The 25,192-nt window shown below is 68.9% G+C and carries 21 protein-coding genes and 2 pseudogenes; 11 read left to right on the forward strand and 12 right to left on the reverse strand.

Features of this window, described 5'->3' with window-relative positions; genetic code table 11:
* The first annotated feature begins 866 nt into the window (after positions 1–866).
* Positions 867–1,388, forward strand: a complete 522-nt coding sequence (locus ACSUPV_RS40960; protein WP_031121671.1) for a hypothetical protein — start codon at positions 867–869, stop codon at positions 1,386–1,388.
* 289 nt (positions 1,389–1,677) lie between these two features.
* On the opposite strand, the gene ACSUPV_RS40965 is transcribed toward ACSUPV_RS40960, so the two are convergent.
* Both ACSUPV_RS40965 and ACSUPV_RS40970 read right to left on the reverse strand, forming a co-directional pair.
* The gene (locus tag ACSUPV_RS40965; protein WP_436949837.1) at positions 1,678–2,061 is read right to left on the reverse strand and encodes a peptidase inhibitor family I36 protein; all 384 of its coding nucleotides are present in this window, start codon (positions 2,059–2,061) and stop codon (positions 1,678–1,680) included.
* Between the two features lie 626 nt (positions 2,062–2,687).
* Positions 2,688–3,344, reverse strand: coding sequence for a TetR/AcrR family transcriptional regulator (locus ACSUPV_RS40970; RefSeq protein WP_436949838.1), 657 nt, complete (start codon positions 3,342–3,344; stop codon positions 2,688–2,690).
* A 176-nt stretch (positions 3,345–3,520) separates the two neighbouring features.
* Between ACSUPV_RS40970 and ACSUPV_RS40975 the strand changes: the two genes are divergently transcribed.
* From ACSUPV_RS40975 to ACSUPV_RS40985, 3 genes are all read left to right on the forward strand, one after another.
* Entirely contained in the window at positions 3,521–4,552 is a 1,032-nt protein-coding gene (locus tag ACSUPV_RS40975; RefSeq protein WP_436949839.1) for a medium chain dehydrogenase/reductase family protein, read from the forward strand.
* A gap of 128 nt (positions 4,553–4,680) precedes the next feature.
* A complete protein-coding gene (locus ACSUPV_RS40980; protein WP_436949840.1) occupies positions 4,681–6,165 on the forward strand; it encodes an alpha/beta fold hydrolase in 1,485 nt (494 codons plus the stop codon).
* 43 nt (positions 6,166–6,208) lie between these two features.
* Positions 6,209–7,033 carry an ester cyclase gene (locus ACSUPV_RS40985; protein ID WP_436949841.1) on the forward strand — a complete coding sequence of 275 codons (825 nt, stop codon included), beginning with the start codon at positions 6,209–6,211 and terminating at the stop codon, positions 7,031–7,033.
* Between the two features lies 1 nt (position 7,034).
* Here ACSUPV_RS40985 and ACSUPV_RS40990 read toward each other — a convergent pair whose 3' ends face one another.
* Together ACSUPV_RS40990 and ACSUPV_RS40995 are read right to left on the reverse strand one after the other, a co-directional pair.
* On the reverse strand, positions 7,035–7,187 hold the full coding sequence (locus ACSUPV_RS40990) for a hypothetical protein (RefSeq protein WP_436946617.1): 153 nt from the start codon (positions 7,185–7,187) through the stop codon (positions 7,035–7,037).
* Between the two features lie 476 nt (positions 7,188–7,663).
* Positions 7,664–8,086 carry a peptidoglycan-binding domain-containing protein gene (locus tag ACSUPV_RS40995; RefSeq protein WP_436946616.1) on the reverse strand — a complete coding sequence of 141 codons (423 nt, stop codon included), beginning with the start codon at positions 8,084–8,086 and terminating at the stop codon, positions 7,664–7,666.
* Between the two features lie 292 nt (positions 8,087–8,378).
* On the opposite strand from ACSUPV_RS40995, the gene ACSUPV_RS41000 reads away from it, so the two are divergent.
* Positions 8,379–9,341 carry a DUF6233 domain-containing protein gene (locus ACSUPV_RS41000; RefSeq protein WP_436946615.1) on the forward strand — a complete coding sequence of 321 codons (963 nt, stop codon included), beginning with the start codon at positions 8,379–8,381 and terminating at the stop codon, positions 9,339–9,341.
* A 232-nt stretch (positions 9,342–9,573) separates the two neighbouring features.
* The gene (locus ACSUPV_RS41005; protein ID WP_436946614.1) at positions 9,574–9,831 is read left to right on the forward strand and encodes a hypothetical protein; all 258 of its coding nucleotides are present in this window, start codon (positions 9,574–9,576) and stop codon (positions 9,829–9,831) included.
* A gap of 119 nt (positions 9,832–9,950) precedes the next feature.
* Here ACSUPV_RS41005 and ACSUPV_RS41010 read toward each other — a convergent pair.
* Positions 9,951–10,609, reverse strand: a pseudogene (locus tag ACSUPV_RS41010) (HNH endonuclease family protein).
* Positions 10,610–11,327: 718 nt separating this feature from the next.
* Between ACSUPV_RS41010 and ACSUPV_RS41015 the strand changes: the two are divergent.
* The 4 genes and pseudogenes from ACSUPV_RS41015 to ACSUPV_RS41030 all read left to right on the forward strand — a co-directional run bounded on the left by ACSUPV_RS41015 (position 11,328) and on the right by ACSUPV_RS41030 (position 16,192).
* Positions 11,328–11,957 (forward strand): hypothetical protein, encoded by a 630-nt coding sequence (locus ACSUPV_RS41015; RefSeq protein WP_436946613.1) that lies wholly within the window; start codon positions 11,328–11,330, stop codon positions 11,955–11,957.
* A 117-nt stretch (positions 11,958–12,074) separates the two neighbouring features.
* Positions 12,075–12,181 (forward strand): annotated as a pseudogene (locus ACSUPV_RS41020) (IS5/IS1182 family transposase); the annotation flags it as partial.
* A gap of 165 nt (positions 12,182–12,346) precedes the next feature.
* On the forward strand, positions 12,347–15,463 hold the full coding sequence (locus ACSUPV_RS41025) for an NACHT domain-containing protein (RefSeq protein ID WP_436946612.1): 3,117 nt from the start codon (positions 12,347–12,349) through the stop codon (positions 15,461–15,463).
* A 327-nt stretch (positions 15,464–15,790) separates the two neighbouring features.
* On the forward strand, positions 15,791–16,192 hold the full coding sequence (locus ACSUPV_RS41030) for an RRQRL motif-containing zinc-binding protein (RefSeq protein ID WP_436946611.1): 402 nt from the start codon (positions 15,791–15,793) through the stop codon (positions 16,190–16,192).
* A 209-nt stretch (positions 16,193–16,401) separates the two neighbouring features.
* Here ACSUPV_RS41030 and ACSUPV_RS41035 read toward each other — a convergent pair whose 3' ends face one another.
* From ACSUPV_RS41035 to ACSUPV_RS41055, 5 genes are all read right to left on the reverse strand, one after another.
* Positions 16,402–16,800: a S26 family signal peptidase gene (locus tag ACSUPV_RS41035; RefSeq protein ID WP_436949842.1), complete on the reverse strand. Its 399-nt coding sequence runs from the start codon at positions 16,798–16,800 to the stop codon at positions 16,402–16,404.
* Position 16,801: 1 nt separating this feature from the next.
* Complete coding sequence (locus tag ACSUPV_RS41040; RefSeq protein WP_436949843.1) at positions 16,802–18,616, reverse strand: ABC transporter ATP-binding protein; 1,815 nt, start codon at positions 18,614–18,616, stop codon at positions 16,802–16,804.
* 14 nt (positions 18,617–18,630) lie between these two features.
* A complete protein-coding gene (locus ACSUPV_RS41045) occupies positions 18,631–19,173 on the reverse strand; it encodes a hypothetical protein (protein WP_436949844.1) in 543 nt (180 codons plus the stop codon).
* A 14-nt stretch (positions 19,174–19,187) separates the two neighbouring features.
* The gene (locus ACSUPV_RS41050) at positions 19,188–19,712 is read right to left on the reverse strand and encodes a MauE/DoxX family redox-associated membrane protein (RefSeq protein WP_436946608.1); all 525 of its coding nucleotides are present in this window, start codon (positions 19,710–19,712) and stop codon (positions 19,188–19,190) included.
* Between the two features lie 71 nt (positions 19,713–19,783).
* A complete protein-coding gene (locus tag ACSUPV_RS41055) occupies positions 19,784–19,987 on the reverse strand; it encodes a hypothetical protein (protein WP_436946607.1) in 204 nt (67 codons plus the stop codon).
* A 281-nt stretch (positions 19,988–20,268) separates the two neighbouring features.
* On the opposite strand from ACSUPV_RS41055, the gene ACSUPV_RS41060 reads away from it, so the two are divergent.
* Positions 20,269–24,123, forward strand: coding sequence for an nSTAND1 domain-containing NTPase (locus ACSUPV_RS41060; RefSeq protein ID WP_436949845.1), 3,855 nt, complete (start codon positions 20,269–20,271; stop codon positions 24,121–24,123).
* 166 nt (positions 24,124–24,289) lie between these two features.
* Here ACSUPV_RS41060 and ACSUPV_RS41065 read toward each other — a convergent pair whose 3' ends face one another.
* Both ACSUPV_RS41065 and ACSUPV_RS41070 read right to left on the reverse strand, forming a co-directional pair.
* Complete coding sequence (locus ACSUPV_RS41065; protein ID WP_436949846.1) at positions 24,290–24,724, reverse strand: hypothetical protein; 435 nt, start codon at positions 24,722–24,724, stop codon at positions 24,290–24,292.
* A 68-nt stretch (positions 24,725–24,792) separates the two neighbouring features.
* A partial coding sequence (locus tag ACSUPV_RS41070) for an ISL3 family transposase (protein WP_436949847.1) occupies positions 24,793–25,192 on the reverse strand: 400 nt, incomplete at its 5' end.

Genomic DNA, 25,192 nt, shown 5'->3' on the forward strand with positions numbered 1-25,192 from the left:
GCCGCGTGCGGTGCTGACCGGTCTCGTGAGCGCTCCGCCTTTGACGGACGGCCCGCCTCGGACCTGATCGCCGACCAGGTGGGGGAGAGCGTGCTGGGCGCGGGCCCTGCGGCCCTCGGAGTGGGGGCATCGAGGGGAAGTACCAAGCGGGGGAGTGCGCCCCGGGGGCGGCGGGCAGGGCTGCCGCGGCTGACACAGGCCCACGGTGAGTGATGAGCGACCTGACGACGTGAGAGAGAAAGCACCGATGACCTTCGCGACCACCACCGGCCAGGACCGAACGACCGTCCCCGGTTACACCGGCCAACTGCCGGGCTCGCTCCTCGATCACGTCCTGCGGCAGTCCTTCGGACTCGAGGGATATGTCCAGCACCCACTGGGAGGGGAGGTCGACCAGAGTAGGGGCTGGGCCACCGGCACCGGAAGCGAACAGCCGCCTTCGCTGGAGGCGTCGCGGAGTGCAACCGGCGCACAACAGTACGGCGGCGAATGGTGTCTCAGGACGGCCGTTGACCTTGCTGTAGGACTCCGAGGCGCAGGCGCTGGTCAGCCCGCCGCCTCACCGGCGAAGCCACCGTCTCCTGGCACGACCCGACACCTCGGGATCAAGCAGTAACGGTTCTCCAGGCACACCACCACGGAAGGGCCCGCACCGTGACGAAGAAGATCACCCTTCCGGAGCTGCTGCGCCGCTGGCCGGGCTCCTGAATCGGCCCGAAGCGATCTGGGATCCCTCAGGTCCGCTATGGCCTGACCATGCGGACTATGCGGTGGTCGTCAGTGCAGGGGGCGTGAGGAGGGCGCGTGGCGCATCGCGGTACTCGGGCGCGGGCATGGCGCGGGCCGACGGCGGGCAATGGTGAACTATGGCTATGGACGGTGGCGTTGCGCCCGGTGTGCAGGTTTGCTCTCTCAAGGTTGATACGCCGCAGCTGATCGCGCCGGGGACCGGCTACAAGATCGTCCGGTTCCCTTTCGGAGCGGCGGAGCCGACGGACCGATTCGGAATGCACCAGGCCGCCCAGCCGGACGGCTACGTGGTGAGTGACTGGGCGGCAGACGACCGTAGCGGCCTGATCTGGCCGTCCAAGGCCGGCTGGGGCCACTTGCACGCGATGATCCAGTGGGAGGCTGCCAGCGGCACGGGCGGCTACAGCGAGCTGCGCGACCAGTACGTACGTGACCCGCTGGGCCTGACGCCCAACCCCAACGACACCACGGCGACCGAGCACCGCACGCCGACGCCCGGCGGCCAGTTCTACGTCAAGAACCACGGCCTTTTCGTCGACCCGGGCACCCCGGTTGCGCTCCGTGTCACGCACAACGACGCCAACTCGCGTCTGTTGACCCTCGCCGAGTTCAAGCTCGTCATCCACGATGCCGCCTGACGAGCTCGTGCATCGTTGGTGGTAAGACGTCCAGCTCCCTGATCGTTGATCATGAGCGGGGTGGGGATCTCGCTTCGTGCAGTGATCCTCAGCCACCGGGGGATCACGGGCCTGAGGGCCGACGTCCGGGGCACATGCTGGGCCCTGGCTCACACTGATGGTGTTGCGATGAGGACGGCCCTGTAGACCCTGGACCGAGAAGCTGAACCGCTGAGGTATCCCACCCAAATACCGGCGGCCGGGCGGGCCCGGGCCAGAGCGGCCTGAGCCCGCCTGGGGCTGTGGGTGGTCAGCCGCAGTCGTTACGGTTGATTTTCAGGGAGCGGGTCTGGTCGTTGAGGTTGTAACCGCGAAGGTCGTGGATGGAGCCGCCACTGCAGGTGACGCACACCCACCGGCCGCTGTAGTTGCGCTTCTCATAGACCCGGGCGGTGCGGGCGGAGTTGTTGCGGATGGAACTGCCGCGATCACGTTTCGCGGAGGGGAGGTCCTTCACACTGCCGTCCACCGCCCGCCGCACCCACGGCTGCCCACCGACGTTGATCTCCGGGTAGATGCACACGTAACCGGACGGGCAGTCGATCGCGGCCCGCGCCACCCTGGCCTCACTGGACGCGGCAGCCGGAACGGCCATGGGCAGGAGGACCAGTGCGGCGACGGCCGCAGCACGCATTTTTGATCACGCCACTACACATAGCGGCCACCGGAAGCCCGCCGGGCAGGGCTGCTTGCGGGTTCACTCCAACGGGCCCTCGGACGGTACCGCGGTGACGAGGAAGCGGACGAGCTCGAACCGGTATGACCATTCCCACTCACAGGGGCGGCTCATCTGGCAAAGCAGCGGCACAGCTCCTTCTTGTGCAAAGGCAGGCCGCCCCGACGGCAGCGCGGACACCGGCCCGGTGGGTAGAGGCCGGGGAGGCGCTGCCACTCTCCGCAGCCGCCGCAGCGAGCCGTGGTGATTCCCCAGCTCCCGCAGTCTGCATATGCCCCGACCGGCCACAAGGCGGGCGGCGGAGCCGTGCGCGGCCGCAGTATTCCGGCCTCGGCGAGGATCTCAGCCGCGGGCGCCTTCAGCGGCAGCCGCACCTGGCGGTCGCCTTCAGCGGCAGTCGCACCTGGCGGTCGCCTTCAGCGGCAGCCGGACCTGGTCGAGCATCTCCGGTGCTACCAAAGCCTCACCCTCCGCATCCCGGATCGCCGGCGCGCACCGGATCAGCCGCATCGCACGCACGAGACTCGGCAGCCAGGAGGCAGCCGCTCCCACGATCGCCGCAGCCTTGCGCCTGGAGGGGGCGCCTACTGGCTCAGGTGGCGCAGTTCGTTTTCGTAAAGCTCGGCCGCATCGAATCCCATGCCGGTGAAGTGGCCTGCCAGCTCCAGGGAGAGGATGCCGTGCAGGCGGGTCCAAAAGCGCAGGGCGCGGCGCAGGGCGGCCGGCTCCGCAGGGTGGTCTGCCGCCCATTGCCGGTGCTGTGCGAGGTGGGCCTCCAGACGGGCGTCGAGGTGGCCGTCGTCCACGGCGTCGCCGCCCAGTTGGGCGTCGTTCAGGAGGACTTGCATGATCTCGGATGCAATCGCGGTGACGTCGTCGGGTGCGTGGTAGCCGGGGACCGGTGTGCCGTAGATGAGGAAGTAGCGCTGGGGGTCGTCAAGTGCCCAGGTACGCAGCGCGCGTCCCAGTCCCGCCAGGTCCGCACCCGATCCGGCGGCCGTGCTGATGGTGTCCGCGAGGCTGCGGTAGGCGTCCTTGATCAGTTCGGTGATCAGCTCGTCCCGGCTGGCGAAGTACCGGTAGAGCGCGGGGCCGCTCATGCCCATCTGCTTGGCGATGGCGTTCAGGGACAGCCCAGGTGCCCCGGCGGCGGCGATCTGTTCCCAGGCGCGCTCCTTGATCTCGGCCCTGACTTGCGCGCGGTAGCGCTCGCGGGGGGTCTCCTTGCCGGCGACTGTCACGTGATCGTCCTTCCCTCTTGGAGTCACCGGCCGTCCAGGAGCCGGTGCGCTGCTCGACGTGCGCTCTTGGTTAGACCCTATTACGAAAGTTCTTGACCATCACTCCTCCGGCTAGTTATAACTTCTAACGAACGCGCTAGCTGCTAACAGCGAGTGTGAAGTCGAGGGAGGCCGTGATGAACGCTGGTGAAATGACCAAGGTCGTGCTGCCGGGAAAGGTCGAGCCGGAGGGGCTGGAGGTGCGGCGGGGGGCCGTGCCGACCGCCGGTCCGCGCCAGGTCGTGGTCCAGATGGAGGCGACCGGTGTGTCCTTCGCCGAGCAGCAGATGTGCCGTGGCCGCTACTACGACCAGCCGTCCTTCCCGTTCGTCCCCGGTTACGACCTGGTCGGCACCGTCATGGCGGCCGGCTCCGGGGTCGACCCTGCCCTGGTGGGCACCCGGGTGGCCGCGCTGCTCAAGGTCGGCGGCTGGGCCAGCCACGTGGTCGTCGACGCCGCCGACGTGGTGCCGGTCCCGGACGGGATCGGCGCGGCGGAGGCGGAGACCGTGGTGATCAACGGCATCACAGCGTGGCAGATGCTGCACCGCAAGGCCCGCGTGCGCGCCGGGCAGACCGTCCTGGTGCACGGCGCCAACGGGGGAGTCGGCTCGGTCCTGGTCCAGCTCGCCCACGCCGCAGGCGCGAAGGTGATCGGCACCGCGTCCGCCCACCACCACAACGCGCTCCGCGCCCTGGGCGTCACCCCCGTCGACTACCGCACCGAGAACATCCCTGCCCGCGTCCGCGAGTTGGCCACGGGCGGTGTGGACGCGGTCTTCGATCACGTCGGCGGCCGCAGCGTCGTCGACTCCTGGCGCCTTCTCGCGCGCGGCGGCACGCTCGTCTCCTACGGCAGCGCCTCCACCCGGGACGATGAGGGCTCCAAGCAGTGGCCCGTGCTCAAGCTGCTCGGCCGCATCTGGGTGTGGAACGCCCTGCCCAACGGCCGCCGCGCCTACTTCTTCAACGTCTGGGCCGGCCGGGCTCTCAGCCCCAGCCGGTTCCGGGCCCGGCTGCACGCCGACCTGACCGAGGTGTTCGCGGCGCTGAAGCGCGGCGAGGTCACCGCCCAGATCGCTGCCGAGCTGCCCCTCACCTGTGTCGCCGAGGCGATGCGGCTGGCGGAATCAGGCACCGTCGCCGGAAAGGTCGTGCTGCACGCCTGACGCGGCACACAGAATCCGGCGTCCAACGCGCACCCGCCCCCGCACCGTCCTCCTTCCGCACAGCCCCCTCCGCCCTCGCCCCGCCCTCAGCGCCGTTACGGCGCAAAGACGCCACGGAGAGCCTCGTCATGCCCAGAACCGGACTACACACATACGTCCGCCGCACTTTCACCGCCGCCTTCCTTGCCGCGTCCACTCTCGCTACCCCGGCGGTCGCCGCTCCCGTACAGCCCCAGATGGCCGCCCCGGCGAGCCGGATCAGCTGGACCGCTTGTTCCGACACGGAGTTCGAGGGCATGCAGTGCGGCACGCTGCGGGTCCCGGTCGACCACGCCCACCCGCGCGCCGGCAGCCTCACCCTCGCCCTGGTCCGCCGTCCAGCCGACGACCAGGCCCACCGCCAAGGCACGCTGCTGCTCAACAACGGAGCGGGCGGATCATCGATCGAACAGCTGCGACTGGCGATGCGCATCGGCTTCCCGTCGTTCGCCGGCGCCATGAGCCGCAACTTCGACCTGGTCGCCGTCGACCCGCGCGGGGTGGGACACAGCACGCCGATCCGCTGCAGCACACCCCTCAAGCCCGCCGGCGTCACCCACTTCCCGCAGACTCAGGCGGAGTTCGACACGCTCGTGGCCCACAACCGCGCATTCGCCGCGAACTGCCTGCGCCGCAACGGCCCTCTGGTCGCCCACACCGACCTGACCAGCACCGCGCGGGACTTCGAAGCCGTGCGAACCGGGCTCGGCGAGAAGCAGCTGAACTGGTACGGCATCCACTACAGCACCCTGCTAGGGCGCACCTACGCCCACCTCTACCCCGGCCGACTGCGCACCATGGTCCTCGACACGGCGCTGGACGACACCACTACACCCACCGAACGCATCCGCCGCGAAGCAGCCACGGCCGAAGAGGCCTTTGACCGCTTCACCGCCTGGTGCTCGGCATCGACGGACTGCGCCTTGCACGGCAAGGACACCGCGGCCGAGTACGACGCCCTCGTCACCCGCGCCGACCGCACCCCGATCCCCACCGCCGACGGCAGCCGGGCACTGACCGGTGAAGACATCCGCGCCGCGACCCAGGACTACCTCACCCTCTCCGGCGTCACCTGGCCCGCCCTCGCCCAGGCCGTGGTCAAGGCCCAGGCCGGCGACGCGAGCGACTTCACCTACGAGCCCGACGACACCCTCGACCCGGTGCAGGTCCAGGTCCCCGCCTGCCTGGACACCGCGCGCCCGGTGGCCGGGTTCGACCAGCTCACCCGGTTGCGCAACGACCTGGCCCGTATCTCCCCGCACCTTGGCGGCGCCGTGCGCTCGTGGACCGCCCTCACCGGCTGCCTCGGCTGGCCCGTCCCCGCCCACCCCGTCACGGCCGGGACCCCCGTCCACGGCGCGCCGCCCGCGCTCATCGTGCAGTCCACTCACCAGGCGCTCGCCCCGCACAGCGCCGGCCTCGCCATGGCGGCCCAACTGCCCGGCAGCGTCGTCCTCAGCCGCGAAGGCGACGACTACAGCATGTTCCTGCTCTCCCAGTGCGTGCGGGATGCCACCAACCGTTACCTGACGACCCGCGCCCTGCCCGCACCCGGCACCACCTGCACCGACTGACACCCGCCCCTTTTTCCGCCCGACCGATATGCGAGGAACCATCGTGACCACCACCGCACGCAACCGGATGCGTCTGCTCGTCCCTGCCGCCCTGGCTGCCCTGGCCGTCAGCGCCACGACGGCCGCTGCACCCAGCTCCTCCGCCACCACAGCCGAACACTCGATCACCTCGCACAGCCACCAGGCGCCCGCCAAGAGCCCCAAGGCGATGCTCGACGCCTGGCTCCGCCTCTGGAACGGCGACTTCACGCAGGCATCCGGCATCATCTCGCCAGACTTCACGGTCCACGCCGCGCTCCTCGACGGAGGGGACGGCAGCAGCATCCGCGGCGCGGACGGTCTGGTGGCCTGGATCGCCCAGACCCGCGCAGCCTTCCCCGACCTGCGCTTCTCCCTGCAGGTCGACCCTCTGGTCGCCGGACACCGCGCCTCAGTGCGCTGGACGGCCACCGGCACCTACGCCGGCGGCTTCCCCGGTGCCAAGGCCGCACCCGGCACCGTCGTCACCTTCACCGGCACCGACACCCTGCGCATACGCAACGGCAAGTTAAGTTCGTGGAGTACTGGCTCAACTCGGACACCCTCCAGCTCCTCACTACCAGTCGTAGCCCGCCGCCCTTCCGGCCACACGGCAAGGAGGGCGGCGATCCGACATGAGACAGCAGCGCGACCACCTCCACCGCCTTGGCCGGAAGGGACGAAGCAGAGATACGGCCGTCTGTCCTTCCTGGGGTGGTGGAGGACGGCGGCAGCGGATGGTGACCGTCGGCCCCTGCCGCCTTCGTCACGTCCGCCTCGACCTGGTGACGTGCCGTGCCCTGTGGCGACCGCGGCCGCACGCCACCCGGACCTCGCGGCCGGCGGCTGACCTACGCGTCCTCAGGCCAGCTCGCGATCAGCCGCTCGCCGTCGTCGGCGCGCTCGGTCAGAACGATCCGGGCGCCGGCGATGCTGCCCCACGAGCCGATCCACGACCGGTACTGGTGCACGGCTGTCGGCTTCTTGCCCCACCAGCCGTGCATCACCGGCTTCCCCCCCCCGGCCGTCACGGCGGCGTCGCGAGGAAGCACTCCCGGCACCGGTCCAGCCAGCGGCTCCCGTGGTCCGGGTCGTGGATCAGGCTGCTGGTGCGCGACGGCCGGCCGCAGGCGGAGCAGGGCGGCTCCTGCTGCATCCGCGCCCAGGTCTGGGCGAACCGGGGCGCGGCCGGGGGCAGGGGAGAGGGAGGTCGCTTCGACGCCCAGCTTGCGGGCGGCCTCCTCACTCCTCATACCTGCTCCTGGGGGTGGGGTGGATGTGACTCGCACCGATAGTTGGCCAGAGACGGCGAGAAGAGCGCTGGTGGGCGGGGGGTACTCAAGGACGGCTGGCCTGTTTACAGAGATACTTGGCCACTCAGGTCACGAAGTAGGCGCGGCCGGTCCCTTCCCCCCGGGCGGAGTCGGAAACGCCGCCACCCGCCTTCTCGTGTAAGAAGGCGGGCCACTGTGGGGAAGCGTCACCCCGTCCAGCAGACGTACACGTCGCGTAGGTACGGCCAGGTCTTTGGCCCGACTAGGCCATCGACGTCGAGAACCTTCCTGCCGCAGAGCTCGTTGACCCTGGTTTGGAACTTCTTCGCGGCGGCCTGCGACTTACTTCCGAAGATGCCGTCAACGATTCCGACGTCGTACCCCTTGTACTCAAGCAGGCACTGGGCTTCCTTGCCCGCGGCCGAGACCGACGAGGACGAGGGCTGAACGGTGTTGCCGCTGTAGTACCCGGCGTAGTACTTGTCACCAGGCGCGTTCCCGGTATCCGTGACGTTGCATACGTATGCCTGAGCGCCGAGTTCGGCTGCCGCTGCCGACGAGGCCGACAAGCCGGACAGGCACAGCGCGGCTGCACCCAGGGCCACCCCGAGCTTTGCTCCAAACTGCATGAGCTACCCCCACTACCGCTGGTGAGAAACAAAGGCTGACCTAGGCACTGTTCACTGCCAACTGAGGTCTTTCACGGACAAAAGCACGCACGCACTACAGAAAGCGTGCTTCAGCAGTCTCGGACGACTTCGCGACGTGCTGTACCTATAACGTTTCAGGGTGGATGGCTAACCCCTCACTGCCAGGCGTCTGCTGCCTCAAGCCCCTCGCGACGCCAGCTACCGCTGCGCATGGCCAACTAACTGAGCGTCACAGTGCGCTGCGGGGCGCCACGATCTTAGAATCGAACACGTGAACGGTGCAGAGTCGTCGCGACTCACGCTGCTCCGCTTTCTGGAGCGTGTGCAGGAGCGTGACCTGGCCCGCACCCGCAGGTGGATCGCCGAGGAGGAACGCCGCGAGGCGGAGCGGCGCGTCGGCGCAGCACGGCGCCCTCCGGCCCCCGAGTGGCTGATCGAGCGCGGCCTGGACCGCAACAACATCGTCTCCGTACACACGGGTGAGTGCTGGGACCCGGGCAAGAGGGCGAGGCCTGTGACCCGGGCGCAGGCGATCGAGGCACTCCGCCATCAGGTACCGGCGTGCTCGAAGAAGTTCCGGATGGCAGCTGGGCGGCGGCGCAAGGGGGGTGCGGTACGGCAGATCGGCGGACGGATCGCTCCGAAGCACCGCAACGGTGTCATGAGCCAGGTCGTCGCCTCCCGGCTTCCGTGTCCGGTGTGCGGGTCGGGCAAGCTGCGCGTCACCACGAGCGGCCAGCAGTGCGAGGCATGCCGGCAGACCCGGGAGCAGCGGCGCCGACGGCGCACCATGCTCAGGCGAACGGCCGCGGGATGGCCCGTGTCGTGGCTGGTCAAGGAACGCAGCCGGGAGGCCGGCCTGATGCTCTCGCGCTACGAGGTCTGGCAGGCCCTCGGTCCCGACCCGCTGCCGCGAGGCCGCAAGACCCTGGACCGGCTGCGTATTCACTTGGACGCGGTGCACGTCCTGGACGCGGAGCTCAAGCGCCGCTACGCCGCGGGGGCTGCTGCCAGCCCGGTGGGAATCACAGAGCGGCGGGCGGCCGCGTTCCGCCGCCGTCTGCTCACCGATCTGACGGCCGGACGCCGTTGCGTCGATGAGCTGCTTCAGTCCACGATCGCCTGGGAGATCAGCAGGCCCTGCTGGATGCGACGCACGCTTTTGGCCTCTTCAGCGCTCAATACGGACACCACATCGCCGCGGCCGCCTTCGAGTACGCGCGGGTGCCGGTGAGCCTGTCCTGGCAGGCAGCAGGCCTTACCTGCCCGCCCTGGTCAAGGCCACGGGCACGGTCGCTTCCAGACCGTCCGCCGCGTCAGACCGCCTGGAAGAGGCCACCCGCCTCGATACCGAAGCAGAAGCCGCAGCAGCGCGGGCCCGCAGATAGCGTCTCGAGGTACCAGGAACCCACGGGCCACTGCGTGGACAGCACGCAGCCGGCCTGGGTGGGCGAGAGAGGAGCGCCATGCCCAAGATGACGAGCGGTCCGGCCAGGCCGTGGCACCCGGGGATGACCACAGCCTCCAAAGAGGACATCCAGCACATGCGGCCGAAGCAGCGGAACAAGTACCGCCGGCTCGGCTTCACCTGGGCGGAGATCAAGAAGATCGACCGTGCCATCGGACGTGGGGAGACCACCCTCACCCTCAAGACCACGGCCGGCGAAGTGACGCTCACCCTGCCACCACCGAACAGCCCCCAGACCCCCGGGAATCAGCCCTGACGTCTTCGGGCCCGCATATGCGCTCGCACGGTTCAACGACCGCGCCACGTCGGCGTCGGCATGACCGCTGAGCAGACACGGGCCCATCGCACTGAGCGGCCGGAGCAGGGCGGGGCCTGTCAGGGCACGGGTGTGTAGGTGACGGTCTGGTCGGGGCAGGAGGCGGCGAGGTCGTTCAGGGCGGCGTGTTCGGTGTCGTCGACGGTGAGGTCCCAGCGGAGTTTGGTGGCGGTCCATTCGGCTGTGTACCGGCAGTGGACGTCGCCGGCCGGGGCATCCACTGGGCCGGGTCCTGGTCGGCCTTGCTCCGGTTCGAGCGGGCGGTGACCGCGACGAGCGACGCCTCCTGGCCTTGATCGTTGGCGTAGGCCTCGCGGCGCTGCGCGGTCCAGGCGGAGGCGCCGCTGTCCCAGGCTTCGGCCAGGGGCACCATGTGGTCGATGTCCAGGCCGGAGGCGGAGGTCACCGTGGTCTGGTCGTAGTACGACCACCAGCTGCCGCCGGTGAGTCGGCACCTCGGTCCCACGGCCGGTGCTTCGACGGCTTCGGCGATGAGGACCTCGTTACGGGTGGTGCAGCCATCGGCCGGGTCGTCGCCGGCGTTCCAGTGCTTGAACGCCTCGCGGGTATAGCCGTCGCGGGACTCGGTGGCCAGCGGCAGGCTCGCGACGGCCTCGGCGAGCGGTACGGTCTCCGCGCCATGGGCGGGGGTGACGGTGGCCAGCGGCAGGGCGGTGAGGAGCGCGGCGGGCAGGCCGCGCAGCAGAGCGGTACGCAAGTACCTGTTGGTAGAGGCCCACCTGGGGCGCACGAGCCCAAGACCGCGGTTGCGCCCCTCGTGTGAGTGCAATGGTCGTATTGGAGAAACGACACAGCTCGGCTCAGTGGCTGGTCACGCGGCGAGGACGTCCCCGCAGCTCCAGTACGACGCGATCATGGTGGTATGAGAGGGGCCCAGAGTGGCCACTGCGGTGTGTTCGTGGCGTTGGCTGCGTGCTCGCCGTGGCGCCGCTTGCCGGCGCCGGTCTAGGCCGACACGGTGGCCTGCTGCGGCATGCCGCCCGGCCACCCGTAAAGGGCGCTCGCTGTTACGTAGCTCGACGTTGTATGAGGGTCCGCCAGTTCGCTGGCGACCCTCACCCTCGTTCGGAGCGGTGACCAGATGGAGGGACCAGATGGAGGCTTGCCTTCCGTGACAAAATCCGGGTCCGCCCGGCCGCCGGGACGCCTACCTCGCCCGCCGCCAGGCCGCCCAAGAACAGCGGCGCCGTGAGGTGCGGGAGGCCACGGAGCGGGAGGCGCGGCGGCCGGTGTGCGAGGACTGCGGGCAGAAGTTCACCGACGACCGGTGGGAGGCGATCGGCTACACCTGGGACTGGAGCAAGCGCCAGTCGCACCCGCGGCGGGGTGCTCTTACGGACGGTGTGTGGTGTCGCTGACCCGGCGGCTATCCACGGGATTGTGGAGCACTACCACGTGCCTTAGTGTGCATGTGCATGACGCTGGAGGAACCTGTAGAGCGGTCTGGTGGGCACCGCAAACAGCACTCCAGGGAACTCCTGGTGAAAGCGGCGGGCGAACTGCGCCTGGGACGCCGTCTCGGATACCCGCGCCAGACTCGGGCCTGGGAGCGCGAGTACCGGCGATACCACGGCACAGCACCGGAAGAGCGCGGGCGGTGGCACCGCTGGCGGACCGATCTGCGGGACGCCCGGATCGGCCCCCTGCCCGCCCCCGACCACCTCAGCCTGACCCGGCACGAGGCGCGCGTGGCTCCGCGGTTGTATCAGGAGCAGGTCGGCTACAACTACGGCGAGGGCTACGAGCTCACGTGGCGCACGGTGGGCTACCGCTGGAACGTGGGGCATCACCCCGAGGAGAGGGGGAGCACCTGGTTCACCTTGACGGTGAATGCCGACGGGGTGCCTGAGTTCCGCGCGCCGAACCATCGTGAAGCGGGTGCCCAAGACGACGTCTTTCGGGCCGACCTCGCGGGCTGGCGGGCGCTGATGAACTACGTAGGCGATACCGCCGCCCGCCAGGACTCTCCGTGGAAGCTGATCCGGCTGTGGCAGCATCCGTGGAGCCGCGACGGCGTGGATACGTCGTGGCAGGACGTGCACTAGCACGAGGGCCTGTCCGGCGAATCAGGAGCGGAGCCAGAGACGTACGGCAGCAACGGTCACAGTGCCGTCTGGACCCCGGAGCACCCCCGCGTCGACGGGGAACCGACGCCTGCGGCACCTCGCCCGCTGGGCTTCGGCTCGGGCATGACCTGCTGGCGGCGCCTGGCCGCGTGGAACGAGGCCGGCGTGGGACCAGCTGCACGCCGGGCTGCTGAAGGAACTGTGGTCGAAGAGCAAGCCGGACTGGTCACGGGCGTTGCGGCGGGGGCGCGCGAGAGGGCTGAGAGCAAAGCCGGGCGCTCAACCCACCCGGAGCCGCCTTCGCCGAATCCTGCGCCCGGGCACGGAAGTTGGGGATCCGCTGACCCCGCCGGGGCCGCCGTGACACGATGCTGACCTTGGGTGCGCGGGTGATCACGGGGGGTGTGGCGGTGTCGCGCAGGTTGCTTTCGTTCGGGGACGCGCTGGTGCTCCTCGGGCAGGATCCCCCCGCGACGGCCACCGTGGACCGGGCGGTCGGTGGCGCGCTGAACCTGGCCACGGGCGGCCTGAGCGGCGAGGTGCTCGGCATGCTGGGCGAACGCGGACGCATCCTGGGGCTGGGTCGTGCGGCGGCCCGGAGCCTGGGGGACCGCCTGCGCGGCGCCGACGGGCGCGCGGCGCGCACCCGACTGCTGGAGGCGGCCCACACGGTCATCGTCGTGTTGGCGTTCTTCGAAGTGCTCCAGGAAACTGAACTCCCTTTCTCGTGGGACGACGTGCGCCTCACTCGCCGGGAACAGATGCGGCTCGTGGCTGGCCAGCCGCCCGCACCGGAGGGGCTGGCGCAGACCCTGGCTCAGGTCGACGCACCCTGTCCGGCCCCGCACCTCCCCTACGAGGACACCCTCGTCGCGCTCGGGCAGTGGTACGAGTCCTTGGGCGGCCGTATCACGCGCTTCCTGAAGGGACTCGACCTGTGGGCCCGGCTGCCGAGCCGTGAAAGGCAGGCGGCCACGGACACCGTGCACCGGACCCTGCCGCGCCGTGCGGTGGAACGGTACGAGGAGCTGTACCGCCGACTCGTCCAGGAGGCCCCGGAGTTCCTCTACTGGACCGGTCAGCTGGAGCACCAGGCGACGAGGGCTGAGCTGCGCCGGGCGCTCTCGCACCTGGAACAGGTCCTGGCGTCCTCCGCTGCTTTGAGCCACCCCCCGGAGCACGCGGCCCGGGCACTGGCACGCGCCCACCAGGCGGCGCTCAGTCGCCGCATCCTCGCCGCCGACTTACCTCCCGAAGGCATGCGCATGCCCACCCTGGACGAGGTCTACCTGGACCCCGACTTCAAGGTGCGCGCCGTCGGCGACCACGACAACCCCGCCGACGAGGAGTGGTGGGCCGGGGTAGCGGTGCGCAGCGACCTGACGGACTACCTGGCCGGCGCCCTCACCTCACCGGGGCTCTGGGACGTTCCGCTGCTGGTGCTCGGGCAGCCGGGCGCGGGCAAGTCCGTCCTCACCATGATCCTCGCGGCCCGGCTGCCCGCCACGGGCTTCCTGCCCGTCCGGGTGGCGCTGCGCGACGTGCGGGCCGAGCTCAACCTCCAAGACCAACTGGAGCAGGCCGTGCGCGACGCGACGGGGGAGCGGGTCGGCTGGCCGGAACTGGTCCGTTCGGCCGGTACGGCGGTCCCCGTCCTCCTGTTGGACGGCTTCGACGAACTCCTGCAGACCACCGGAGTGCGGCAGAGCGACTTCCTCACACGCGTCGCCCGCTTTCAGGAGAGGGAGCGCGAACAGGGTAGGCCCGTACTGGCCTTGGTGACCAGCCGGACCGCGGTCGCGGACCGGGCCCAGCATCCGCCCGGCACAGTCGCCCTCCGGCTCGAACCCTTCCAGCCGGACCAGATCAGGGTGTGGATCCAGCAGTGGAACAACCGCAATGCCCGCAGCCTCCTCGCCCGTGGACTGTCCACCCTGAGCTGGGAGTTGCTAGCACCGCACCGCAGACTGGCCGAACAGCCCCTGCTGCTGACCATGCTCGCCCTCTTCCACGGCGCCGGAAACGACTTCCAGGGCGAGGACGGCCGCCCCCTTGACGAGGCCGAACTCTATGAGGCTCTGCTGATCTCCTTCGCGCGGCGAGAGGTGCGCAAGAGCGCCAGGGACGCCCTATGGGACAGCCAGGTCGACGAACGCGTCGAAAGCGAGTTGCAGCGGCTGTCGATCGTGGCCTTCTCCATGCTCAACCGCAGGCGCCAATGGGTGTCCAGTAAGGAACTGGAGGACGATCTCGGAGCCATCTACGGACAGTCCGAAGAGCGGTCGGACAGCTTCCGCAAGCCGCTGGACCAGGCCGAGGCCGCACTCGGCCGATTCTTCTTCGTCCAGCGAGCCCAGTCCATCCGGGACGGCGAGCGGCTGTCCAGCTACGAGTTCCTGCATGCCACGTTCGGCGAATACCTCGCCGTGCGCCTGGCGGTCCAGCAACTGGTACGGTTCCTCGGCCATCGGCCCGCCCTGCTGCGGAGCGCGGAGCCCCTGGACGACGACCTCCTCTACGCCCTGGTGTCGTTCGCGCCCCTGTTCTCACGGCAGATGCTGAAATTCGCCCGCGCGTGCGTCGCCCGGCTCTCGGCGGAGGAGCGGGAGCGGATCGCCGACCTGGTGGTGCGGGTGCACTGGGAGCGGGGCCGGGAGGAGCGCGGGGACAAGCGGTCGTACCCGACGTACAGCCCGCGCCGCATGCCAGTCTCCTCGCGGCACGGCATCTACAGCGCGAACCTCGTCATGCTGGTCGTCCTGCTGACCGGCGAGACGACGGCGGCAACCCTGTTCCCTGCCGAGGACGACCCCGGTCAGGCCTGGCACGCCCACACACTGCTGTGGCGTGCCTCGCTACCGGAAGTGGAGTGGGCGGACTTCGCCCTGGCCCTGAACATCAGTCACGTCAGGGACGTCGCGGGCCGGGACCTGCACATCCGCCTGCGGCAGGAGGACGACACCGCACGCCCCGAAGTCGTCGACGCCCACTGGATGTACCAGGTCACGCCGCGCGAGGCAGGGCCCGTGGCCTGGTACGTCGCCTACTGGGATGACATGTGGCACAAAGCTCGTCTCGCCGCCGGGACGACCGAGGGCGTGCTGCTGCAGGTGGCCCAGCCGTTGCTGGAGTCGCTGGGGCCGCTGGTGACCACCTTCAACGGTGGCGGGGGCCGCCCCGCGACCTCCGTCGTGCACGACCTGCTGCGGCTGTGGCTGGACACCGGGTCGGCATTACCGGACGAGGAGGTTAGGCAGTTGTACGCGCGCGTCGCCGCTGGACTCGACACCGCCGGGCCGGACGCCACGGTGGGTCGGCGCCTGCTGCCCCTGCTATGTGACCTGGTCGACCGGGACCGCGACCGGTTAGGGGCGCACGCCCGCCCGACCGTGGAGGCCCTGGTATCCCGCCTTCCCGCGGAATTGAGGGAACACATGAACAGGCACCACGCCGACCTGTTCGGCCTGCTTCCGGATGAGTCGTAACCACGGCGGGGCCGGCCGCACGGACCGCGCATGGGGCCGATCGGGGTGAGTAATTACGGACGCCGCTAGGGGGAGGGCGAGGGACAGGAGGTGATGAAGTACGAGGAGGCCCGCGGGGGTAGCTCCCCAGGGACGAGCGCCCCCTTGTCGGTCCGGGAGTCGTCCCCGCACCCGCCGGGGTGGCTCCACATCGAGGTGTTCAAGCGGCAAGCGCTGCAGTTGTCCCCCGCACCCGCGGGGTAGCTCGCACGGGCACAGAAGACCACGCGTCGCCGTTGACCAGCGAATTCCGTCGGTTCCCCGAAGAAGCGCCGCCGCCGCGAGGCGATGCTTCCGGAGTACGACCGGCGCGCTTGTCCCGAGGGCCTGGTCACCCGGCGGCAGTTACGGGAGAAGGGGCTGAGCCCCGGCGGTCACGGTCCGGTGGCGGTGCTGCGCTGCAAGGCGTGCTCCTACCGGCCCGACCAGGCGTGCATCCATCCCACTAGAGCCTGGCTCTACAGCGTGGAACTCGCCCGGCCGAAGCGCACGCCGACGCTCGCGCAGGAATGGGCGCTGGACCGGGCGATGGCCGCGAGGTCCACCTGCCCCCGGTGCAAGCGCCGGTACTACTTCTGCCTCCCGCTGCGCACCCAGGGCTGCTGCGACTCCTGCGACAAGGGCTACGAGCCCAGCCCCGACACCTACATGCCGTCCACGACCCCGGCCGGCCACCGGCTGGCCGCCTGATCAACGACCCTCCCGAAGGAGAAGTCACCCCTGGCTCTGAGCCTGTTCGCCGCCCCGCCGTACAGGACACGGCGACGCGGACGCCGGACGGCACCACCGTCGTCCAGCGCTACCGCGGCGCCGTAGGAGAGCGTGAGAGCGCGATCGTTCGCGACGCGGGCCAACGCTCGAGACGCGTTGGCGATGTTGCCGCCTGCGACGCTCAAGTGTTAGCGGAGCTGCCGTACGACCCGCCCTACAACCCGGTCGGCAGGGACGCTGCCGAAGTGCCGTGAGTCATGGCTCATGCCTGGATTGTCGCCCAGGAGGACCACCATGCCGTCAGGGACAGTGCCCGCGGCACCCAGGGCCGCAGGGCTGGGGGTACCGCCGATAGCCGCGATTCGCTTGATGATCAGCTGTCCGGAGTCGGGAGCGGGGACCACGACGATGTCTCCGATGGCGAGAGAGTGGGGAGGAACCCGTCGAGCAATGACCTCGGAGCCGGGGGCGAGAGTCGGCTCCATACTCCAGCCGACGACCTTCACCCGAGCCACCTCGCGCCGAAGGCGCCATACAGGCCACAGGAGACCCAAGAGACTCAGGGTCGCTGCCGCGATCCAGCACACGCTAGACAACCTCCTCAGTATGTTCCTGGTAGCCCATGGCCTGCAGGGAGAACAGCCGCGCGTAGCACCCGCCGAGCTCCATCAATTCCGCATGCGTGCCCTGCTCCACGATCCGGCCGTCCTCGAGGATTATCAGGAACTCGGCCTCACGGACTGAGCCGAGGCGATGTGAGATCAGCAGGCTTGTGCGCCCGACCCGATGATGCTGGAGACCTCGGTGGATTGCGTGTTCGGCCTCGGCGTCGAGTCCCGAGCTCGGCTCGTCCAGGATCAGGAGATCACAGTCGCCGCGAAGATAGGCGCGAGCCAGCGAAAGCCGCTGCCATTGGCCGCCGGACAGTGTTACGCCCTGGTTGCTCGTCCCCTCGGCCTCGTCCGTGTCGAAGAAGCTACGGGACAGGAGCGTCTCGTAGCCGCGCGGCAGCTCGGACACGAAGGCGTGCGCGCCCGCCTTGTGCGCTGCGGAGGTGATCTCCTCGGGGCGGGTCAGGAGGGAGAGGTTGCCCAGGCCGATGTTCTCTGCGGCGCTGAGCTCGTATTGCATGTAGTCCTGGAACACTGCTCCGATCCGCTGCCGGAGCTCGACCGGGTCGAGTGAGCGGAGATCGACACCGTCCCATAGGATCTGCCCGCGATCGGGATCGTACATCCGGCACAGTAGCTTGATCAGCGTGCTCTTCCCCGCACCGTTTCTACCGACCACGCCGACCGCCGCTCCAGCCGGGATGGTCAGGTGAACACCGCGCAGGACCCAGGGATGGTCGTTGGAGTAGCGGAACCAGACGTCGCGAAATTCGATTCCCCTGCGCAGGCCAGGCACTGGCCTGGGGTCGGCCGGGACCGGAAGGTCCGGCTCGGCAGTTACGATGTCGAGGTAGTGCTGGAAGAGCAGCAGTTGCTGGTGTGTGAGGGCGGCGTCCCGGGCGATCGACGTCATCGCGGACTGCACACTTGTGACCGCCGCGATCAGCAGGGCAACGTCGCCTGCGGTGATCCGGCCGGACGCCGCTGCGAAGGCCGACCACAACAGGGCGACGCCGGTTATGACGGCGGTCACCATGCTGGCCCCCGTCTGCAGAAGGAGCTCGTGGCGATCGAGGACCGACTGCTCGCGATTGGAGGCCCTGCGTTCGTCGGCCATGCGGGTGCGAAGGAAGGCGCCCGTTCCGAACAGACGTATCTCCTTGGCCGCTTGCACGTCGGTCAGCAGGTCGCGATAGAAGATCTCACGCCGTTGAGTGGGACCGATACGCCAGAACACGTCCGCACGACGCCTGGCAAGCCATACCTCGGTCATCAGCGTCGAGACTCCCGAGGCCAGGACCAGCACGGGCATCCAAGCCGAGAGCACGAGCATCGAACCGAGGAAACCCAGGGCGGTCATGGCCGAGCCGACGACGGACATGCTCCCCGAGACCACGGCTCCGGGCGCGGAGCTGCCGGCCTGGAGTGCGAGCCGCAGCCGGTCCAGGAACTGGGGCTGTTCGAAGCGTGCCATGCCGACGAAGCGCTCGGTCACGGCGAAGAGACGGTCCTGGGCCAGTAGGCCGACCCGACGCTCGGTTTCCCGGTGGGCGAACAGGATCCAGCGGGGGATCAGGGCGGTCAGCAGCCCCATGAACGCGAGTGCGAGGCCGAGGCCCAGAAGCGGCCTCGTGCCGACGGCACCACTGACCAGGACGTCGAGGAAGACCTTGGTGAGCCACGCGGTCACGAGGGGGACACCCGCAAAGATCAGTGTCAGGGTGACGGCCAGAGTGGTCAGCGGGTGGCTCGCCTGCCAGCTCAGCCGCAGGGCATGCAGGACTCTACGCATCACCAGTCGCCTGTTCAGGCGCTGACCGGCGTGCCGGTGATGTGCTTGAGCAGGACACCGGAGGCCTGTACGACGGCGTCGTCGTCGAGGACGCCGAAGGCGGGATAGCCGCGGACTCCGAATGCTGAGCCGACCGCGCCGTCCCTGCCCTCGAGTACGACGCGCGCCACCGGTTCCAGCAATGTGATCTTGTCGCGGAGCTCCTCGGGGTCTCCCACGAGTACTGCGACGACGTGTTTGGGGCCGCTCTTGAACGCGGCGGCGTACTCGACGAACAGCGGTAGCCGCTCCTCGCACTCAGGACAGCCCTGGACGAATGCGCCGACCAGGGTGGGGGCCCCGCGGAGCAGGCCGTCGGAGAGAATCGCTCCGTCGGTGGCGACCGTCCGGAAGGCACCGACGCGCGTGCCGGCGGCGTGCATTACCTGCGGACCGGTGGACTGTGCAGTCGTCTGGGCGGTGTCCTCACGGAGCCGGCGGACGAGTCCGAGTGACAGCACGAGGTTGAACAAGGAGAGCACGCCGAGCAGGGCGAGGAAGGTGATGACGTAGGACATGGTCTCTCTTTCCGCTAGGTCCGGGTTTGGAAGAGGTCGGCGAGTTCGTCCGTGAGGTAGGCGAGAGCGGCAGCCACCGCGCCTACCGCGATGGCGGTGAGAGTGCCGGGCCATGGTGTGGCGGCGCCCGTCGGGTCGGGGCGAGTGATGATTCCGGCCAGCGCGCCTGCGGTCAGCAGGGAATTCCGTGCGACGGTGAATCCGCTTACTGGAGTGGCGGACTTGCCGAAGCACCCGCAGGAGACTCGCTTGCGGCGCCGGAGTGCCACCACCAGGGCCACAGTGAAACAGAGCAGCAACAGCACGGCCCCGGCCAGCCCGTACACCGCAGTTCCCGCCGGAACGATCAGTAATGCGACAGATGCCTCCGCGGCGCACACTGCGACCGCGGTCGTCCGCGCCGGAAGATGCGGAGCCAGCCCGCGCACTGAGGCCGTGAAACGGTGCCATCCGTTCTTGCGCAGAAGTTTCATGGTCAGAGAGGCGGCGAAAACCATCCCGATGAGAACCCGGGAGGCGATGAAGACGTGGTGGTCCACCGTGGCGGTTCCTTAGTGGTGGGCCAGGGTGTTCCGCCCCCGAGGGGGGCGGAACACCCTGGCCCGGTCGGTCAGCAGTTGCCGGAGCCGCAGGCGCTGTAGCGGATGTAGCTGTCGCCGTTGTCGCACACGACGTGGTAGGCGCGCCGCCACCACCAGAACGGGCACCCGTTGTCGCACCAGCTGGAGTCGGTCCGGCAGGCGGCGGCAGCCGTCGCACGGGGCGCGAGGAGTGCAACCAGCTTGTCGCCGGCAGCAGATATGGCAGACCGCATGTGTTCTTCCTTTCGTGGGCTGTTTGCATGCTTCTCTGCGGGACGGACAGCCGTCCGCGCCGCGGCCTCCAGGGGGAGGGCTGTGCCTGATGCGCGTGGCGATCAATCACGGCCACGCCCGTCGTGGGGCGACCCTGGGGACGAGTCGAGTTCAGCGGCTGGCGCATTGTTCGGAAGGGGAGTTCCGGCAGCCAAACAATGGCCGGACGCGATCTTTGCGAGGAAATGAGGGATACGTAGGTTTGCCACCGGGCTATACGGGGGCGGCTGAGGGGGTCGGCGTGGCGGGACGTCGTGAGGTGCCGGTGGATCCGGGGGCGGGTCCGGTGCAGCGGTTCGCGTTCGAGTTGCGCAAGCTGCGTGCCGAGGCGGGCGGATTGACCTACCGGGTGCTGGCCCAGCGGGCGGGGTATGCGGTGACGACGCTGTCCCAGGCAGCCGCAGGTGAGCAGTTGCCGACATTGCCGGTGGTGCTGGCCTATGTGCAGGCGTGCGGGGGTGACGTAGCGGATTGGGAGGCGCGTTGGAAGCAGGCGGTGGACGAGGCCGCTGCCTCAAGTTCGAGGGAAGAGGAGGGGGGAGGCACGCCGCCGTATCGGGGGTTGGCACGGTTTGAGCCCGGCGACAGCAGCCGGTTCTTCGGCCGCGACAAGCTCATTGCCGACCTGCTCAACCTGCTGCGCAAGCAGCGGTTTGCTGCAGTGTTCGGGGCCTCCGGCAGCGGCAAGTCCTCCCTGCTACGCGCCGGACTCATCCCCGCCCTCCAGCACATCCAGGACGTCGCACTGCGCCCTGCCGCAATCCGGATCCTGGCCCCTGGTCATCGCCCGGCGCGCACCCACGTCCATGTGTTTGATACCGACCCGGGCAGTCAAGCGGACGTGTTCGTGATCGTTGATCAGTTCGAGGAAGTCTTCACCCTCTGCCACGATCCGGCTGAACGCGCCGCCTTCATCGACCTGCTCTTGACCGCCCGACACGCAGACAGCCGGCTGCGCGTTGTCCTGGCGGTGCGCGCCGACTTCTACGGTCGCTGCGCCGAACACCCTGGCCTGGCGGAGGTATTACGCGACACCAACTTGCTGGTTGGCCCCATGAGTCCAGTGGAATTGCGCCAGGCCATCGTCAAACCAGCCGCAGCCGAAGGCATGACTGTGGAACGCGCTCTGACCGACCGCCTCGTCGACGAGGTCGCGGACGCGCCCGGTGGACTGCCGTTGCTCTCGCACGTGCTGTTGGAGACCTGGCGCCGCCGCCGCGGCAGAACCATGACCTTGACTGGTTACGAGGCGGCCGGAGGCTTGGGGGGCTCGGTCGCCAAGACCGCCGAGGACGTCTACGGCCGGTTCACCGCAGCCCAGGTTGATGCGGCCCGCCGTCTGCTGCTGCGCCTGGTCGCCCCCGGCGATGGCACGCCCGACACCCGACGACCTGTCGACCGGGAGGAACTCGGGGTCCCCGACAGGCAGGAGACCGCCGAGGTGGTGGAGGCGCTGACCCGGGCGCGGCTGCTGACGCTCGACGGCGACACTGTCGACCTCGCCCACGAAACGTTGCTCAGCGCCTGGCCCCGGCTGCGCGGCTGGATAGAACAGGACCGCGAACTCCTGCGAGCCCACCGCAAACTGACTGAGGCCGCCCGTGCCTGGGAGGAACTGGGCCGCGACCCCGGGGCCCTCTACCGGGGAAGCCGACTCGCTACTGCCCAGGAACATTTCAGCAGCCCCGGGCACCTCGACGACCTGACCGGCCCAGAACGGGATTTCCTCACTACCAGCATCACCGCACGCGAAGAGGATCAACGTTCTGCTACCCGCACCACACGCCGCTTGCGCCGGTTGCGAGTGGGTTTGTCCCTCATGATGGCGCTCGCCTGTGTAGCGGGCGTGATCGCATGGCAGCAGAGCGAGTCCGAGAAACGGGAACGGTTGCATGCCGAGGCCCGCAGGATTGCGGCCCTGGCCGAGAGCCTGCGGGCGACGGACCCGGTCACCGCCATGCGGCTGAGCATTGCTTCCTGGGCTCTGGCCGATCTCCCCGAGAGCCGCTCGGCGCTGATGAGCGCCGCGGTTCAGAAGGAGCAGGACGTCTTCACCGACCCAGATACCGATCCGACCGTCGTGCGCTACCTCAGCGGAGATGGCCGCACTCTGCTCAGCGTGGGAGCGAAGCGAGCCGTGGTGTGGGACGTGCGTGGCCACCGGCGGATCGCATCGTTACCCGGGCTGGGCGACAGCCTTGGCCACGCCGGTGTGATGAACCCCGACCTGCGGAGACTCACTCTGGTGGACGACGACGGCAGGGTGAGGATCTGGGACATGCGGGCGGGCCGTGTGGATGGGCGGCGCCTGCCGGCCGACGACGGAGCCGAGATCAGTCCGAGCGGCCGTTCGCTTGTCCTGTACCGCACCCAGGGACCCCAGGCAGTACTCCAGCTCCGGGACATGCGGACCCGACGTGTGCTGCTGGAGCGTCGCATGGACAGTGTCCTGCCCAGACTCCGCCCCGGGGAACGGTTCCACGTCCCGGAATGGGACTTTCGGCGGCTCCACCAGCAGCGCCGAGTGAACAGTTACCCGCTCCCCGATGCTCAGGTGAGCGCGGACGACCGGCTGCTGGCCCTGTGCTTGCCCGGCACCCGTCTGCAGATCTGGGACATCCCCAGGCGACGCAAGGTACCCACCGCATGGGCCCCCAAGGCGACAGCCGCCAACTGCTCCAAGGAGGACTTCCAGTTCACCCCCGACAGTCGGCACCTGATCCAGCGCGGCCCATCAGGACTCCGCAGATGGGACATCGCTTCCGGGCGCGAACTGCCGAAACTTGAGCACGAGGGACTGGAAGATCTCGAATTCAGCCCGGACGGCAGATTCCTGGCCGCCGCAGACCTCGACGAGATTCTGCTGTGGCGCACCGGCGCGCCCGCGACACCCGTCTTCCGGTATCCGCTCCCCGAGGAAACGATCAGTGACCTCAGACTGGACGTGGAAGAACGTCGCATCCGCTACTTCGCGGGAAGCTCCCAGACTGTGGTTCGCTCCCTCTCCCTCGATGGCATCGTCGACTTCCGCTGGCACAGCCGACCCGCCGCATCGGGCTCCTTCAGCCCGGACGGCCGCACACTCGCCATCGCCCACCAGGACACCGACACCGGCCGGGCGCAGATTCAGTTGCTCGACAGCCGCAACGGCCGTCACCTGGCCAGCCCGCCGTCGGCAGCCTGCCCGACTTTCCCCGAAGGTCGGCACAGTGCGGAGCGCTGCTCAGTGCACATGGCCTTCCGTCCCGACGGACGCTATCTCGCCTACGGCGTCAGTCACCCGAGAGAGTCCCTTCCGCCGGAGAAGCTGTCCCTGTGGGACGTCTCCGCCCACCGCATCACCAAGTCACTGACGGTAGCGCGTACCGGCCCCGAAAACCCCTCTCCCGCAAACGCCGTCAACGGCATTGTCTTCCACCCGAATGGGACGTCGCTGATGGTCTCCCGCATACCAGAGGCCGAGCGGCTTGAGTTCTGGAACCTGCGCAGCGGGAACATGGCCCGTGACATCCGAGGCATCGGAGGTGAAACCCTGGCGGTGAAACCCGGCGGACGCATCCTGGCGACTAACCACGGCCAGTTCCTCGACCTGCGGTCCGGCCGGATCACACGCCGAGCACTCACCTCGGGCATGACGACCGCACTGGCATTCAGCCCGGACGGCAAGTACCTCGCAGCAGGCGAGGAATCCGGTCAGGTCACCGTGTGGGATGGTGACGCCGAGAAGCCCCTCGGCATCCTTCCCGCGTCTCCAGAGCGTGAGGGCAAGCCCCGGCACGTGTCGGCGTTGGTGTTCTCCCCGGACGGGCGCACCCTGGCCGCTGCGGGCCATGACGGCACCCTTCGGCTATGGGACACCGACTCCAGCCGCCCCATTGGCTCCGCCCTCCCTACCCCAGGAACAGCCCTCCTGGACCTCGCCTTCAGCCCTGACAACAAGACCCTCTCCGGGGCAGGCGAACACGTACTGCTGCAGACATACGACATCACCACAGGCCGGGCAGCCACCCTGGCATGCGACCGCGCCGGGGCAGGCCTGACCCAAGACGAATGGCGCACACTCGTCCGTGGCATCCCTTATCAACGGACCTGCTGAACAGCCGCTGGCGGCGGACCAGAACCCGGGTGTGGTCGCGTACGCAGCGTGACGGTTGCCTTTGCTGTGACGGCGGTCGCAGTCGGCCGAGAGTCGTTCGGCTGAGAACACACCTCATGGGGCCGAAGGGTCGAGCGGCCCCGGTACTGGGCGTCCTCGACCCTCCCTACTGCCCACCGTCAACAACGACGGGTGCAGTGCCGTCGTCCGGGAAGAAAGTGTCGGCAATCCGGGCGAGGTCGGCGTCGCTCAGCTGAGGTGGTGTCCACCCGCGTCCGCGTGCGTGATCAACGAATTGTGCATCCAGGGGCACGTGGTAGTGCTCGACGTAGTACGCCAGATCCGTGTACCAGAACCACTCACCGTCAGTAAGGAGGTGCAGGCCGCCGATCAGCTCGTTCGTGGCGCTGAGGACGTCATGGACCCGTGAGGTGGTCGCGGCCAGCACCGAGCCAGCACGCAAGTAGCGAACGAGATCCGTTTCATAGGCCGTACCCTCTCTTTGCGTGCAGTCCCTCAGCGAGGGCCCGTCGGTGCGGCCATGCCCCAGCTCCCGGAACTCCCCAAGGAATCGGCCTGCGTGCATGTTTTCGCTGCTCACGGCAGCACCCTATGTGCCGAGCGCGGGCTAGGGCAGACTCTCTGCAGACGAGCTCTGATGGCCCTCGGTCACGTCAGCAGGACGCGCTTGCGGAGGAGCTCGAATCCTGCGCGGCCGAACATCTGGCGCTTGAGCATCTTGATCCGGTTGACATGACCTTCCACGACGCCGGAGTTCCACGGTTGGGAGAGCCCTGCGACGACAGCGTCAAGGTCGCGTTCGAGGTGGTGAGCGAACCGGCTGAGACTGGGCAAGTCGGCAGAGGCTCTGGCTGATTCGATCCACTCTGGCGATTGGTCGCCTCGAAGGTCGGTGACCATGTGGGCGAAGGCCCGCACGTGCTTGGCGAGGACGCCCAGCTCGGGGCAGTTGGCCAGCACGGCCTTGAGCTGGATCCGATCGCTCTCGGCCAGGGCGTCCGGGTGGGTCAGGAGCCAGCGAGTCACGGCGCGGGCCGATGGCGGTCGG

The sequence above is a fragment of the Streptomyces sp. SudanB52_2052 genome (genome assembly GCF_964272415.1).
Classification (GTDB): Bacteria; Actinomycetota; Actinomycetes; order Streptomycetales; family Streptomycetaceae; genus Streptomyces; species Streptomyces olindensis.